Genomic DNA, 15,386 nt, shown 5'->3' with positions numbered 1-15,386 from the left:
CGTTGAGTCTTACCCGGCCGCAAGGCCGGGGATTTTTCCCTCCCATTTTCAATTTCAGGAATGTAAAGATGAAACACACCTTTGCCCTGATACTGCTGCTTCTACTGCTTCCGTTGAACATGGCTGTTGCCGCTGAAGACACCCCATCGGTAACCCCCGGGTTCAATATGGGCGATGCCATCAATATCGCCGGTCGCCAACGGATGCTCTCCCAGCGAATCACCCAATCCTATATTCTCAGAGGCATACAGCCAGAAGCCGAAAAGCACCAGCAGGTGTTCGAGCGCTCGATGGCGGAATTTGAACGCAACCTGAATCAGCTTGCTGCGTTCGAAGCCGCTGCACCGGTGCGCAGTACACTCAAACTGGTACAGCAGGAGTGGCAGGATTTTTCAGCGATCGCGCGGCAACCTGTGAGTAAATTTACCGCAGCGGAGCTGTTCAAACGCAGCAATACCCTGCTCCCCGCAGCGCATACCTATGTAATGCGCCTGCAGGCGCTAGCCCACCACAGCAGTGCCGAACTGGTAAATGTTGCCGGGCGGCAGCGTATGCTGTCCCAGCGAATTGCCAAAAACTACGTGGCGCAGTTCTGGGGAGTAGCGGGCAGCGATGGCAGCAAGCTGTTATACGAGGATCTTGCTGAGTTCGAGCAGATGCTGGCGTTTTTAATGGACAGTCCGCTGAATACCCCGGAAATTACCCGCAACCTGCTCAAAACACGGGGACACCTGAGTTATGCCAGCCGCGGGTTTGACGGAGAGATGCATATGTCAGAGGCGCGCCAGATTCATGTGATAACCGGCACCACCGATATCATGCTGCGCAATATGAATGTGATTACCGGTCAGTACGCGGAACTATTGAATGCCGTGGAGCTGGCGGCGCGCTGATAACTGATCTGCGCCGAATAACGTGCCGCCGCAATAAGGGGCTCTCTCCTGAGCCCCTAAAAAGTTACTTCTGACCACAAACCGGGCAAGCGCTGTTTACCGGTAGAGCCAGTGCCCGCCACTCGAGACTCTCAGCCTCGAATAGTTGCAACCGATTCAGGCTGGACAACGGCAGGCCGACCAGCAGCTTGATCGCTTCCAGTGCCTGAGCACTGCCCATCATCCCCAGCGCTGGCCCGATCACACCCACGGTGGAACAGTTCTCCACTTCCGGCAGATCGCTGTCGCGCAGCTGTGGCGGGAACAGGCAGGCGTAGCAGGGGCCGCCCTCCGCGCGGAAATCAAAGCTTACCAGCTGTCCGGAAAAGCCGCGCACCGAAGCCATTACCACCGGCACCCGCACTTCCCGGCAGACGCGATTGATGACGTGACGGATATCCAGGTTATCTGTGCAATCCAGCACCAGGTCGATTCCCAGCTCGGGTAATTGCGCCGTCAACCACGCCGTATCCGCCATCTGACAGTGGGCGTGAATCCGGATTTCGGGGTTGGCCGCCGTCAATTGCTGGGCGGCGACCTGTGCCTTTTCCTTGTCCCGGTGATTGGTTTTGTAGAGTACCTGGCGCTGCAGGTTGGATATTTCCACCCGATCGCCATCCACCAGGTGCAGCTCACCGACGCCCGCCGCAGCGAGGTATAACGCCGCGGGACTGCCCAGGCCGCCGAGCCCCACAATCATCACTTTTGCCCCGGCCAGTTTTTGCTGACCGGATTCTCCAATCTGGGACAACATGATCTGGCGGCTGTAGCGCTGCAGCTGTTTACGGCTCAACATGACGGCACTCCGGTCAGTGGGACTCTAATACAGTCGCCAATTGTGCCACAGCTTCGCGGTAATCCGGTGCTTTGGTAATTGCCGTGACCACGGCAATACTCCCCACCCCGCTCGCCGCAACCAGCGGGGCACGCTGGAGATTGATCCCTCCAATGGCGACCAGTGGATAGTCAGGCAACAGCGCCGCCATACGGGCGAGCTTCTCGGGCCCCTGCAACTGGTCACTCATATCCTTGGTATTGGTGGCGTAGATGGCGCCGATGGCGAGGTAGCTGGGACGAAACTGGTAGGCGTACAGCAACTCGAAGAAACCGTGGGTGCTGATGCCAAGTTTCAGCCCAGCAGCCTGGATCGCATTCAGGTCCGCGCTCTGCAGGTCCTCCTGACCAAGGTGCACACCGTAGGCACCACACTCAATCGCCAGTTGCCAGTAATCATTGATAAACAGACGCAGGTTGTAATCGCGGCCGATGGCAACGGCTCGCTCGATCTGCCGGCGAAGGTCATCTCCGGGATTCTTGATGCGCAGCTGCAGCGTGCGCACACCGGCTTTTGCCAGTCGTTCAATCCATTCAACCGAGTCCACCACCGGATAGAGTCCCAACCGATTACTGTCGGGCTGGGCAAACTCAGCGGCATATCGCTCCGCCAGCTGTTGGGAATGGTAGCCGTAGCGCTTAGCCCGCTCACTCCCTTTTGCCAGTACCTCCGGGAAATCCCGCAATTCCTGCGGCCACCCGCAGTGCCCTACCGGGCCCGGGCCTGCGCCGATGTGTTCGCCAGTGCCCAGCCGCAGTCCATATCGCACGTAGGCATTAGCCACCACACAGGCGTCCTGCAGCGGGTAACCCTGAGCAAGCAGTGCTGCGATGGCTGACGACAGGGTGCAACCGGTACCGTGGGTGTTGCGAGTATCAATTTTCTGCCCGATTAACCAGTCTTCCGTCACCGTGTCGTCGCGACCGCGACAAAGCAGGTCAGCGGTGGTGCCTGGTTCTATTTCAAAATGGCCACCGGTAACCAGCAGTGCACTCTCGCAATCACCGCGCACTCGTCGTGCAGCAGCCACAATAGACTCAGCGCTTCCCAGCACTGTCTCCGCACTGACATCAGCTAGCCACGCCAGCTCCTCAGTGTTGGGGGTTATCAGGTCGCACAGGGGTAAAAGCTCGTTCAAAACCGCGGCGCCGGTACTGTCTTCGGTAAGTCGCGCGCCGCTGGTGGCCACCGCTACCGGATCATAGACCACCGGTATTTGCGCACCCTGCGCCTTCAGTGCACGCAGAAACTTGGCCACCAGTTTGACCTGCCCCGCATTGGCCAGCAGGCCAATTTTGATCGCCGCGGGTTTCAGATCTTCACACAATGCATTGAGCTGCGACTGCAAAACCTCATCGGAAACGGCATTGATTGCGGGCACTCCGAGTGTGTTCTGCGCGGTATTGGCGGTAATCGCGCTACAGCCATGGACACCGAGATCGTGCATGGTCAGAAGATCGGCCTGGATGCCGGCACCGCCACCGGAGTCGCTGCCGGCAATCGTCCAGACAATCGGTTTACGCACAACCGGACGCGCCGGTTTGACTGCGCTCATGCCTTTTCTCCATCGCTGACGGTCTGCTGCCAGAAGGGCATATCCAGCGTGGGGGTACTGGGGCTTGCGGTCTGGCGCTTCAGCATCAGGCCCGCCTTGCGCGCCGCGTGGCCGGACTCGATGGCGAGCCTGAACGCCTCGGCCATCAGTACCGGGTTCTGAGCCTTGGCGATAGCGGTGTTCAACAGCACCGCATCAAAGCCCATCTCCATGGCCTCCGCCGCCTGCGAAGGTGCGCCGATTCCCGCGTCGATGATCAGTGGCGTATCCGGCAATCGCTCGCGCAGAGTCTGCAGGTTGTACTTGTTCATCAATCCGCGACCGGTGCCAATGGGCGATCCCCAGGGCATCAGTACCTCGCAGCCTATATCCAGCAATTTACGGCATACCACCAGATCGTCGGTGCAGTAAGGCAAAACCTTGAAGCCCCGCTTGACCAGCTCCCGCGCGGCTTCCACCAGACCGTAGGGGTCGGGCTGCAGGTTGTAGTCATCGCCGATCACTTCCAGCTTTAGCCAGTCGGTTGCGAAGATTTCCCGACTCATCTCTGCCAGTGCGATGACCTCCTTCGGGGTTTTGCAGCCCGCGGTATTGGGCAACAACTGACAGCCGGACGCGCGGATATAGTCCCAGAGCATTTTCCCCTGCTGTTGTTCCGGGCTCTGGCGCCGCAGGGACAGGGTAATAATTTCCGCACCGGAGGCCGCCACGGCTTCGCGCATGATCGCCGGTGACGGGTATAGCGCAGTGCCCACCAGAAGGCGGCTGTGGAATTCTTTACCGTAGAGTTTCAGTTTTTCCATCATTCAGCCTCCGACAACCGGGGCAACGATATCGAGGCGGTCGCCGGGTTTGAGTCGGGCTTCATCGTAGGTACCTCGCGGCACAAAGTCGCCGTTGCAGGCGACGGCGAAGGTCTCGCCGCTATAGCCCAGTTGTTCCAGTATTGCGGCGACGGTATCGCCTTGATTTGCGGTGACGGTTTCACCGTTGACCAGTAATTGCATCAGGTCACCTGTGCTGTGGCTAAAGTTTGAGTCTGCTTTCCGATTTCGCTTTCCGCTTTTTGCACCAGTGCCGGCGCCAGCAAATAGCCGTGGCGGAACAGTCCGTTGACGCAGATAAGGCCTGACTCGCTTTCCACTACGGGCAAGTTATCCATGGTGGCAGGACGACAGTTGACGCGGGTCTCGATAACCCGCGCTTCGGCGAACGCAGGATGGATCGAGTAGAGGGCGCTGGAGAGCTCCATGGTGGAACGCAGGGAGATCGGCGAGAGGTCATCGCTTTCGATTTCGGTGGCGCCGATAACGGTGCGGTTGTTTGCTCTGGGCACGGCGTAGAGCTGGTATCTTGGATGCAGCAGTCGCACCGGTCGCTGAAGTTGCACCTCCGGTGTTTCCACGACCATGACTTCACCGCGCACGCCGCGCAGTCCCTGGATCTGGCTGCGGGCGCCGAGTCCGCGGGTGTCAATGACCAGGTCGAATGACTCTGAGCCGCCGGCGCTCTCTATTTTTCCGGGGCAGCACTCTGCGGGGGTATTTTCACGGAGTTGAACGTGATTTTGCTTGAGTGCTTGCAACAGTGCGGGGAGCAGTTTTCTGTTGTCTATGTCGGCTTCGCTGGCGAGAAACAGCCCCTGATCGAAGCGTTCCAGTTCCGGCTCCAGGTTTCGCAGGGCGGGGTTATCCAGCCACTGCAGTTGCCCGCCGCTTTCTCTCCCGAGTTTTGCGTTGAGTTCCTGCTGGAATTGCAGAAGTTCGTTGCGGTCCTGAGGGTGGGCGATAAGGACGCTGCCGGATTGGCGGTAGTCGACCTGGCTTCCGGTTTGGTGTTCCAGTTGCTTTACCCACTGGGGCCAGTGTTGCAGGCTTTGCATGCCCAGCTCGTAGATGGGCAGCGGGCAATGGAACAGCTCCGAAAGCGGGGAGATCATGCCGGCAGCGGTGTGGCAAGCGCCCCCAGGAGTTTCCAGGCTGCCGGATTCGAACAATGTAATCCGATGGCTTTTTTCGGAAAGTCGCCAGGCTAGGAGACGGCCCATCAGGCCGGCGCCTGCTATTGCGATGTTTAGTTCGGCTTGTGCCACAGCATAGTTCCGGGGTTCGTTGTCGGCTAAATTAGGGCGGCAGCGCTACGGGTAAGCCTTTGCCAGACACACCGTGAACCCATCCATGGGGGACTCTTCTGCGAGGTCCCTCTCGCAGAAGGTCTGGCAAAGGCTTACCCGCATCGCTGCCTTCGCTTTTGACGCTGCGCTTTCTATCGGTTCGGGGTTACCCCTTGTGATAAATCTCTGCGCCTAGTTCTTTGAACTTGATGGACATTTCTTCCATACCCTGCTCCGCTTCCTGCTTCGCTGCCTCTAGTTTTCGGGAATAGTCACGCACATCCTGAGTAATTTTCATCGAGCAGAATTTCGGCCCGCACATGGAGCAGAAGTGGGCGACCTTGCCGGATTCCTTCGGCAGGGTTTCATCGTGATACATGCGTGCGCGTTCGGGGTCGAGGCCGAGGTTGAACTGGTCTTCCCAGCGGAATTCGAAGCGGGCTTTGGACAGAGCGTCATCGCGCTTGTAGGCACGTGGGTGGCCTTTGGCCAGGTCGGCAGCGTGGGCGGCAATTTTGTAGGCCATGAGGCCTTCCTTGACGTCTTCCTTGTTCGGCAGCCCGAGGTGTTCTTTGGGCGTGACGTAACACAGCATGGCGCAGCCCATACTGCCGATCATGGCGGCGCCGATGCCGGAGGTGATGTGGTCGTAGCCGGGAGCGATGTCGGTGGTCAACGGGCCGAGGGTATAGAACGGGGCGCCGTGGCAGTGTTCCAGCTGCTCGTCCATGTTTTCCTTGATCTTGTGCATGGGCACGTGGCCGGGGCCTTCGATCATGGTCTGTACGTCGTGCTTCCAGGCGATTTCAGTGAGTTCACCGAGGGTGTGCAGTTCGCCGAACTGGGCTTCGTCGTTGGCGTCGGCGATACAGCCGGGGCGCAGGCCGTCGCCCAGGGAGAAGCTGACATCGTAGGCTTTGAGAATTTCACAAATGTCCTCGAAGTGCGTGTAGAGGAAGTTCTCCTTGTGATGTGCGAGGCACCATTTGGCCATGATGGAACCACCGCGGGAGACGATTCCGGTGACGCGCTTGGCGGTGAGCGGGACATAGCGCAGAAGTACGCCAGCGTGGATGGTGAAGTAGTCCACGCCCTGCTCTGCCTGTTCAATCAGGGTATCGCGGAAGACTTCCCAGTTGAGGTCTTCGGCAATGCCGTCAACTTTTTCCAGGGCCTGGTAAATCGGCACGGTGCCAATAGGTACCGGAGAGTTGCGCAGGATCCACTCGCGGGTCTCGTGGATATTCTGGCCGGTGGACAGATCCATGACGGTATCGCCGCCCCATTTGATGGACCACACCAGTTTTTCGACTTCCTCTTCAATCGAGGAGGTTACCGCAGAGTTGCCGATATTCGAGTTCACTTTACACAGGAAATTGCGGCCGATAATCATCGGCTCCAGTTCTGTGTGGTTGATATTCGCGGGAATAATCGCGCGGCCTTCGGCCACTTCGCGGCGCACGAATTCCGGGGTGATTTTCGGCGGAATATAGATGCCTTCACGGGCCTTTTTATAATCCGCATCGCTCAGTTGTTCGGCAAGTGCGGCGCGACCCATGTTTTCGCGGATGGCGATAAATTCCATTTCCGGGGTGATGATACCCTGACGGGCGTAGTGCATCTGGGTGACGTTTTTGCCCGCTTTCGCTTTGCGTGGTGCGGGCAGGTTGTCGAAACGGATATGGTCGAGTCCCTGATCCGCCATACGTTTCTGGCTGTATGCGGCCTGACGGGTTTCAAGGATTTCACTGTCGCCGCGGGCTTCGATCCACTGTTGACGCAGTTTGGGCAGACCATCGCGGACGTTGGGTTTGTAGTCCGGATCAGAATATGGGCCAGCGGTATCGTAAACCTGGAGCGGTTCGTTGGGTTCAAATACGGGGTTGTTTTCATCGCCACCGACAAGGCTCTGGCCGAGGCAGATTTCACGCACGCCCACGTTTACGCCCGGATGTTCACCTTGTAGATAAACTTTGCGGGAGTTGGGGAATTGCTGGGCGGTGAGGTTATCCAGAAAATCTTTGGCGCTGTCGCGCTGGGCACTGCGGCTGCTTTTGCTGGCTTTGTTCTGCGGTTCTGCGACTTGAGACATACTGACCCCTTGCGTCGTTTCCTGACGCATTTTCCATAAATGGTTCCGTGAATGGATTGCCGGGGGTGCGGTAGAGGTGAGCAGTTTTTGAGCGCAGCGTGATAAAAGTGGCGCTCAAAATGTAGCGAATTCAGATCTTGTTTCCTACGCGGGGGTTACCCCGATCAGGTTCAACGGATCTCGCAACAGCGATCTCAGCCCGAAGGCACTCCGACAAGTTGGGGCCGAGTATAGTAGTAATGTGACCAGAGGGACAAGTCTTTGAGCGTCGTTGGCGGCAGACTGCGCCCTCTGGTCCTTGGTAGACTTTGTAGCACGCTCAGTTGCGGCCGCCCAGTACCCAGCCTTCGATTCAGGCTATGGACTTTGAGAAAATTAAATTACCAGTGTTTTCTGATAGCTCATTTCACGAATCGCATAACTCACCCCTTCCCTGCCGACACCGCTCTCTTTTACGCCGCCAAACGGGAAGTGTTCGGCGCGGAACCCGGGGCCATCGTTGACTGCAAGTAGGCCCACATCCAGCTGGTTATAGAGTCGCTTGGCCAGTGCGAGGTTTTGAGTAAATACACCCGCCTGCAGGCCGAAAGGGGAGCTGTTGATCAGGGAAACCAGCTCTGCCTCATCCTCAAATTTGCGCAGCGGCACCACAGGGCCGAAGGTTTCTTCCGCAACGAGTTCGGCATCGTCGGCAATATTGTCGAGAATCGTCGGCCACAGGATATTGCCTTCGCGCTTGTGGCCAAACAGGACGCGGGCGCCTGCATCGACGGCGGCCTGGATACGCCCTTCGACTTCATCCGCCGCAGCAGTATGGATCAGCGGGCCGACGAAGGTTTCTTCTTCAGCCGGGTTACCGACCTTGAGTTTGGCGGTGGCAGCCACCAGTTTTTCGGCAAAGGCGTCGAACACTGCACTGTGTACAAACAGACGTTTGGCCGCCGTACAGCGCTGGCCGGCGGTGGCGAAACGCTGGTTGATAGTGGCGCCGACGGCGGCGTCGAGGTCGGCGTCTGGCATGACGATCAGGGGGTCGTTGCCACCCAGTTCAAACAGCATTTTTTTGTAGCCGGCATTGGCAGCAATGGCGTTGGCCGCGGCAGTGCCGCCGGTGAAATTGATCGCGTGGATTTCCGGGTGGGATACCGCATAGCTGGTAGCATCGATATCCGGAATCAGCATTTGCAGGACAGATTTGTCCATGCCCGCGGCATAACAGAGTTCTACCAGCAGTTCTGCGGAGCGCTTGTTCTGTGGGCCGGGCTTGAACAGAATGGTATTACCCGCGGCAAAAGCAGGGCCGATTTTGTGCACCGCGATATTGATAGGGAAGTTGAACGGCGTAATACACAATACAGAGCCCAGGGGCTTCCACAGCACTACGCCAATTTTCTCACGCATGGGCGGATAGGCATCGGAGTCCAGCGCTTCGCCGTTGATACTGCGGGCTTCCATGGCACTGGCCAGTGCAGTGTTGTAGGCGCGGTCGATTTCCACACGGCTATCGCTGATGGTTTTGCCGGTCTCTTCGGTAATCAACGCTGCCAGGTCTTCCTTGCGCTCCTGAATCAACCGGGCGAGCTTGAGCAGAATATTCGAACGCTCAAATGCCGGAGTCGCCTGCTGGGTCCCGCGCCCCTGTTTCAAGACTTCAATCGCAGCCTTCACATGCTCGCGGGTGTGGAAGTCGTAGGCTTCAATCTGCTCGCCATTGAAAGGATTGATGATCTGGTAATCGGCCATTGTGTGTACCTGTAGTGTGAGCACCTGATTTTTATTGTGCTATTAACTGGTAAATAATGCGGGCGCCGGCGATCACGAGTGCCGCGCGCATCAAATTGAAAAACAGTTCGCTGTCGATTCGATTCAGCAGGGCAATACCAATACGCGTACCGATCACTGCGGCGACAGTGAGCAGCAGAATCAGCCCCAGATGGTCGGAAAACGCAAAGCCCAGATAGATGAAGGCGGGCACTTTGAGCGCATGACACCAGGCCTGCATAACCGACTTGTTCGCAACAATTTCCTTCGGGCTCATATCCTTGCGCACAAAGAAAGCCGCCAGTAGTGGATCTACCGCGCCGGCGATAATACCGAGGGTGCCAGTGGCGATACCCACCCAGAAAAAATTACGCGCTTTAAGGCGTATTTCCGGTAGCTTCTTGGGCTTGAAGACGGTGTAAAAGATCAAGCCGGCGAGGAGAATCAGCGGTAGTTGCTGCCAGTCGAGATTGGCAAGCCCCAGGGTCATGGCAGCGGAGCCGAGGGTGCACCCCACAAAGAACGGAATACACTGGTCCCAGCGGATATGCTCACGCACGTAGACGATACGGGCCAGGTTGTTGAGCAGCTGTACGGCACCGTGAATAGGCACCAGCATACGCAGGGGGATGGCCACATTGAGGGCGGCAAACATCAGGATACCGCCTGCCCCCCCAGTTACCGCGGAGATAAACGCGCTGACCACACACACCAGCAGCAGCACGCCCAGCATCAGACCGGAATTCTGGCCGGGTAACAGATTGAACAACTCTCCCAGCTCTGCCAAAGCCGACCTCGCCCGTCTTGTGTGAATTGGTTGGTTTACGCCGCAGCGACCCCTTTACTGGTCGGTTTTTCAGCGATGCCCAGTCTACGCTCAGGACAGGGGCAAACCCAGTAGTCACGGGCCCCAAACTGGTTAATTAGGGACTCCACCCGATTCCTGAAGGGGGGACTTTACACTGCTTTCATGAAGCCCGACACCAGTACCGCCATGCACGAAATCATCACCGAAGCACACACCGAGAGGTTCATCTACCACCTATAATTTACATCCACCGGGCGTTATTGCCACACGGCAAAATTAGGGGAATCAGGGACCACGCTATGGGCCGGGCACTGCCGCTGAAAGCCTACAGAATGGGAATTGATACCCACGAAGAGCCCATCGTATTTATGCGCAAGGACTGCGCCATTTGCCGTGCAGAGGGGTATACCGCCAATACGCGCCTGCAAATTAAGGCCGGTAAACAGACGCTTATTGCCACGCTTAATACCGTGGCCGAGAAGATTCTGCCGCAGGGGTATATTGGTTTTTCTGACAGTGCCTGGGAATTCCTCGATCTACAGGACGAAGTAGTGGTACATGTGCACCACTCTCCCCTCGTGCCATCCCTCAGTGCCCTGCGCAAGAAAATCTATGGTCACCGCCTGAATTCACTGGAGGTGACCAGCATCATCCGCGATATCGGCAAACGCCTGTATTCGGATATCGAAATCGCCAGCTTTCTGACGGCCTGTGCCGGAGGGCGTCTTGACAGTGCCGAGACCACGGCGCTGACGACCGCCATGATCGACAATGGCAACCGCCTGTACTGGCCGGACTACAAGTGTGTCTTCGACAAGCACTGTATCGGGGGCCTACCGGGCAATCGCACCACACCCATTGTGGTGGCTATCGCCAGCGCTGCGGGCCTGGTGATACCCAAAACCTCCTCCCGCGCGATCACGTCCCCCGCGGGAACCGCAGATACCATGGAAGTATTGACGAATGTCGACCTGCCCCTGGAGCAGCTCCGCAACGTTATCACCCGTACCGGGGCCTGCCTGGCGGCTGGCGGGGAGGTCGGGTTGAGCCCCACCGATGATCTGCTGATCCGTATCGAACGCGCCCTTGACCTGGACAGTGAGGGGCAACTGGTGGCCTCGGTACTTTCAAAAAAAATGGCCGCGGGTTCTACCCATATCCTGATTGATATACCGGTAGGCCCCACCGCGAAAGTGCGCGACCAAAAGCAGGCGGAGAGGCTTAAATCGCTGTTTCAGGCGGTGGCGAGCGGACTCGGCGTGGAGGTCCGCTGTGTGCAAACCGATGGCACTCAGGCAATAGGCTGGGGCATTGGGCCCGCGGAAGAGGCTCGAGATGTGCTGAGCGTGTTGCGCAATGAAGAACACGCTCCTGCCGATCTGACCCAACGGGCACTGTTCCTCTCCGCGCAACTCCTGTGCATGGCCAGCGATATCAGCGCGGAGCAGGCGCACCAGAATGCCCGCGAGATACTCGAGTCGGGTAAGGCATTACAACAGTTTCTGAATATCTGCGAAGCCCAGGGCGGCCTTCGCGAAATTCCCCGCGCCAGTCACCATATCGAACTGCGCAGTAAATGGGGCGGGCATTTGCGCAGCATGGACAACCGCCGCCTGGCACACCTGGCCAAAGTAGCCGGCGCCCCGTCTTCCCCGGAAGCCGGCCTGCGCCTGCAGGTCAAAGTGGGTGACAACATCCAGGCGGGCCAATCACTGGCCACGCTCCTGGCTCAGACGCCGGGGGAACTGGCCTATGCAAGGGAGTACTTCCACCAGAACCGGGATCTGTTTGACGTGGCTCCCGTGGATACCCCCGCCCGGGCTTGAAAGGACTTACCAGGAATACTGCAGATGTCACAACCAATTCTGTTTACCCTGGAAAAGGCGCTTCCACTGCTGGCGCCTTTAAGTGCGGGCCTGAATGCGGAAAGCGGAAGGCTGGTGACACGACGCTTCCCCGATGGAGAAACTTATCTGCGGGTACTATCGCCAGTCGGCGGTCGCCACTGCGTAGTGCTCGCCAATCTCCTGCAGCCAGACACCAAAATTCTCCCACTCCAGTTTCTCACCCATACCCTGCGGGCACAGGGCGCCGCCAGTGTGGGACTGGTGGCGCCCTACCTCAGCTATATGCGTCAGGACAAGGTGTTCAACCCGGGCGAAGCGGTGACTTCACGTATTTTTGCCGAAGTAATTTCCTCGGCCGTCGACTGGCTGGTGACCGTAGACCCGCACCTGCATCGCTATCAAAACCTCAACGAAATTTATTCAATCCCGGCGCTGGCCGTTTCCGGAATGCCAGCATTGCAATCCTGGATCGCCACACAGCCCGATACTCTATTGATCGGACCGGATGCCGAAAGCCGGCAATGGGTGGAAACGCTGGCGAAAGCAACCGGCCAACATTTCGTCGTCGGCAAGAAGCAACGGCGTGGCGACCGCGATGTCCAGGTATCGCTGGGGGCTGCGAACAATATTTCCCATGCGACAGCCGCGATCGTCGTCGACGATGTTATTTCCAGCGGCCACACGATACTGGAAACCATTTCCGCGCTGCAGCGGGCCGGGGTAAAAAAAATTGCCTGTGCGGCGGTGCACGGAGTGTTCGCCGAAAACGCCGATCGAAAAATACTGGAGGCCAGCACAGGTCCGCTGGCAGTGAGCAATAGTATTCCCGGCGATTACTGCACCTTTGACCTGTCGCCACAACTGGTTCCGGTGATCAACAACCTGCTTGCGGACATCGAAAATGGCGACTTGAGAGACGCGTACCCATGAATATTACTTTTCTCGGCGGAACGGGCACGGTTACCGGTTCGAAATTTCTGGTCAGTGTAGACGATGGTAAAACAGAGTTTCTGGTGGACTGCGGAATGTTCCAGGGCTACAAGTGGCTGCGGGAGCGGAACTGGGAAGCCCCCCTTTTCGATTACCGTCACCTCAAGGGGATAGTCCTCACCCACGCACACCTGGACCATTCCGGCTATATTCCTCGGCTGTACCAAATGGGATATCGCGGTCCCGTGTACTGTCACCACGCAACCCGCGATCTCTGCTCGATTCTGCTGCCCGATGCGGGACACATTCAGGAAGAAGACGCCCGCTATTACCAGCGCCACAAAATCGGCAAGCACGCCCACCCACAACCCCTGTACAACGGCGATACCGCGGAACAGTGCCTGGCGCTTTTCCAGCCGGTGGGGTTTGATGAGAAGTTCACAATTGGCAGTGCAACGCTGCAAATTCAGCCCGCGGGCCACATTCTCGGAGCCGGCAGTGTCATCCTCGACGCCGATGGCAAGCGGGTGGGGTTTTCCGGCGACGTGGGGCGACCGGATGACCTCATCATGCATCCGCCGCGACCATTACCGGCGCTCGATCTGCTGCTACTGGAATCCACTTACGGCGACCGACGCCACCCGCAGATTGATCACGCGCAACAACTGGCAGAAATCGTCAACAACACGCTCGGCCGCGGGGGCGTGGTACTGATTCCGAGTTTCGCCGTGGGACGGGCACAGACCCTGCAACACCTGCTGCTGACATTGATGCGGCAAAAGAAAATTCCCAAGGTACCCGTATTCCTCGACAGCCCCATGGCCATCGATGCATCGGAAATCTATGCCCGCTATCCAGACCAGCACCGGCTGAGCGCCGCAAACTGCACCTTCATGTGCAGCGGCATCCAGTACACCCGCAGCGTGGATCAGTCCAAGGCACTGGAAAATATCCAGTACCCACACATCATCATCGCCGGCAGCGGCATGGCCAGTGGCGGCCGCATACTGCACCATATGAAGCGACTGCTGCCCGACCACCGCGCGACCGTGCTGTTTGCCGGTTACCAGGCCGGCGGCACCCGCGGGGCCCGGCTACTGGCCGGCTCCCAGAGCGTGAAAATTCACGGCGAGTACATCCCCTGCAAGGCACAGATAGAACTTCTGGAAGGGCTGTCAGCCCACGCGGATTACGTAGAACTGGGAGAATGGCTTTTACAGTCGGAACTGGAAAAGGGAACGCAGATTCAACTGGTGCACGGTGAACCCGACTCCGCCGACTGCCTGCGCCTCTACCTGCAGGACAATACCCCCTTCCGCGCACGGGTTGCCGGTTATCGGGAAATTCTGCGCCTGTAAGTGCGGATAGCGGGGAAGGAACCTGGAGAACAAAAAAAGCGGCGCAACCGAAGTTGACGCCGCTTTTTTACAGCTGCAGATCGCTGTTGGATCAGCCGGTGACGTTACCGTAGCTCATCAGACGCTGGTAGCGTTTTTCCAGCAGCTCATCCAGCGGCACCGCAGTCAGCTTGTCCAGCTGTTCCGACAGACGATCGCGCAGACGGGCGGCCATCAGATCCGGATCGCGGTGAGCGCCGCCCAGCGGTTCCGGCAGGGTCTCGTCCACAATGCCCAGCTCTTCCAGCACACTGGAGGTCACCCCCATGGCCTCGGCCGCCAGCGGCGCCTTCTCCACGGTTTTCCAGATGATATTGGCGCAACCTTCCGGGGAAATCACAAAGTAGGTGGAGTACTGCAGCATGTTCAGCTGGTCGCCCACACCGATCGCCAGTGCACCGCCGGACGAGCCTTCACCAATCACGGTGCAGATGATCGGGGTGCGCAGGCGTGACATAACCGCCAGGTTCTTGGCGATTGCCTCGGAGATACCGCGCTCCTCACTGTCGATGCCCGGGTATGCCCCGGGAGTGTCGATCAGGGTCAGCACCGGCATTTTGAAGCGCTCGGCCATTTCCATGATGCGCTGGGCCTTGCGGTAGCCTTCCGGCTTCGGCATGCCGAAATTGCGCTTCACCTTCTCGTTGACCGAGCGACCTTTTTCCTCACCAATCACCGCCACCGGGCGGCCTTCGAGGCGGCCGATACCAGCGATGATTGCCTGATCGTCACCAAAGTGACGATCGCCGTGCAGCTCGTCCCAGTCAGTGAAAATACGCTCGATATAGTCCTTCGCGTAGGGACGCTGCGGATGACGCGCCACCTGCACGATCTGCCACGGAGACAGGTCGGAATACAGGGACTCGGTGAGCTTCTCGCTCTTTTCCCGCAGACGGGTGATCTCTTCAGCGATGTTGAGGTCGTTGTCGTCCCCTACGTGCTGAAGCTCCTTGATCTTGCTTTCCAGTTCCGCAATCGGCTGTTCAAACTCGAGAAAACTGAAGTTCATTTATTTCGCGCCTTGATAATTCTGTGGGCCTGCCAATTGTTGGAAAATGCGACCAAAATACCCCAAATGGTCGCAAACAGGCCCCGTCTACTGAAAATGGCGGCTAG

13 protein-coding genes and 1 riboswitch are annotated in these 15,386 nt (G+C 58.1%); of the genes, 4 read left to right on the top strand and 9 right to left on the bottom strand.

What is annotated here, in order from left to right:
- Window positions 1-68 precede the first annotated feature (68 nt).
- Complete coding sequence (locus HUW35_RS12865; protein WP_181252685.1) at window positions 69-893, top strand: type IV pili methyl-accepting chemotaxis transducer N-terminal domain-containing protein; 825 nt, start codon at window positions 69-71, stop codon at window positions 891-893.
- Between the two features lie 64 nt (window positions 894-957).
- Here HUW35_RS12865 and HUW35_RS12860 read toward each other — a convergent pair whose 3' ends face one another.
- From HUW35_RS12860 to HUW35_RS12825, 8 genes are all read right to left on the bottom strand, one after another.
- Window positions 958-1,728: a HesA/MoeB/ThiF family protein gene (locus HUW35_RS12860; RefSeq protein WP_181252684.1), complete on the bottom strand. Its 771-nt coding sequence runs from the start codon at window positions 1,726-1,728 to the stop codon at window positions 958-960.
- A 13-nt stretch (window positions 1,729-1,741) separates the two neighbouring features.
- Window positions 1,742-3,322: a thiamine phosphate synthase gene (gene thiE / locus HUW35_RS12855; protein ID WP_181252683.1), complete on the bottom strand. Its 1,581-nt coding sequence runs from the start codon at window positions 3,320-3,322 to the stop codon at window positions 1,742-1,744.
- Complete coding sequence (locus tag HUW35_RS12850) at window positions 3,319-4,128, bottom strand: thiazole synthase (protein WP_219932561.1); 810 nt, start codon at window positions 4,126-4,128, stop codon at window positions 3,319-3,321. The genes thiE and HUW35_RS12850 overlap by 4 nt, the downstream gene beginning before the upstream one ends.
- The gene (thiS, locus tag HUW35_RS12845) at window positions 4,129-4,329 is read right to left on the bottom strand and encodes a sulfur carrier protein ThiS (protein ID WP_181252682.1); all 201 of its coding nucleotides are present in this window, start codon (window positions 4,327-4,329) and stop codon (window positions 4,129-4,131) included.
- Window positions 4,329-5,414, bottom strand: a complete 1,086-nt coding sequence (thiO, locus tag HUW35_RS12840; RefSeq protein WP_181252681.1) for a glycine oxidase ThiO — start codon at window positions 5,412-5,414, stop codon at window positions 4,329-4,331. The genes thiS and thiO overlap by 1 nt, the downstream gene beginning before the upstream one ends.
- 187 nt (window positions 5,415-5,601) lie before the next feature.
- Window positions 5,602-7,527 carry a phosphomethylpyrimidine synthase ThiC gene (gene thiC, locus HUW35_RS12835; protein ID WP_255463278.1) on the bottom strand — a complete coding sequence of 642 codons (1,926 nt, stop codon included), beginning with the start codon at window positions 7,525-7,527 and terminating at the stop codon, window positions 5,602-5,604.
- A gap of 124 nt (window positions 7,528-7,651) precedes the next feature.
- A riboswitch (TPP riboswitch) is annotated at window positions 7,652-7,750 on the bottom strand.
- A 152-nt stretch (window positions 7,751-7,902) separates the two neighbouring features.
- On the bottom strand, window positions 7,903-9,270 hold the full coding sequence (locus HUW35_RS12830) for an aldehyde dehydrogenase family protein (protein ID WP_181252680.1): 1,368 nt from the start codon (window positions 9,268-9,270) through the stop codon (window positions 7,903-7,905).
- A 31-nt stretch (window positions 9,271-9,301) separates the two neighbouring features.
- On the bottom strand, window positions 9,302-10,075 hold the full coding sequence (locus HUW35_RS12825) for a sulfite exporter TauE/SafE family protein (RefSeq protein ID WP_181252679.1): 774 nt from the start codon (window positions 10,073-10,075) through the stop codon (window positions 9,302-9,304).
- Between the two features lie 320 nt (window positions 10,076-10,395).
- Between HUW35_RS12825 and HUW35_RS12820 the strand changes: the two genes are divergently transcribed.
- Genes HUW35_RS12820 through HUW35_RS12810 form a run of 3 tightly spaced genes read left to right on the top strand, consistent with a single transcriptional unit; the run spans window position 10,396 to window position 14,231 of the window.
- Entirely contained in the window at window positions 10,396-11,922 is a 1,527-nt protein-coding gene (locus tag HUW35_RS12820) for a thymidine phosphorylase family protein (protein WP_181252678.1), read from the top strand.
- Window positions 11,923-11,946: 24 nt separating this feature from the next.
- Complete coding sequence (gene prs, locus HUW35_RS12815) at window positions 11,947-12,873, top strand: ribose-phosphate diphosphokinase (protein WP_181252677.1); 927 nt, start codon at window positions 11,947-11,949, stop codon at window positions 12,871-12,873.
- Window positions 12,870-14,231, top strand: coding sequence for an MBL fold metallo-hydrolase (locus HUW35_RS12810; RefSeq protein WP_181252676.1), 1,362 nt, complete (start codon window positions 12,870-12,872; stop codon window positions 14,229-14,231). The genes prs and HUW35_RS12810 overlap by 4 nt, the downstream gene beginning before the upstream one ends.
- Window positions 14,232-14,322: 91 nt before the next feature.
- Here HUW35_RS12810 and HUW35_RS12805 read toward each other — a convergent pair whose 3' ends face one another.
- A complete protein-coding gene (locus tag HUW35_RS12805; protein WP_181252675.1) occupies window positions 14,323-15,279 on the bottom strand; it encodes an acetyl-CoA carboxylase carboxyltransferase subunit alpha in 957 nt (318 codons plus the stop codon).
- Between the last annotated feature and the right edge of the window lie 107 nt (window positions 15,280-15,386).

This window comes from Microbulbifer sp. YPW1, from assembly GCF_013367775.1.
In the GTDB taxonomy this organism is placed as follows: domain Bacteria; phylum Pseudomonadota; class Gammaproteobacteria; order Pseudomonadales; family Cellvibrionaceae; genus Microbulbifer.
Note: the sequence above shows the minus strand (reverse complement) of the source record. Positions and strands in the feature narration are given on the sequence as shown.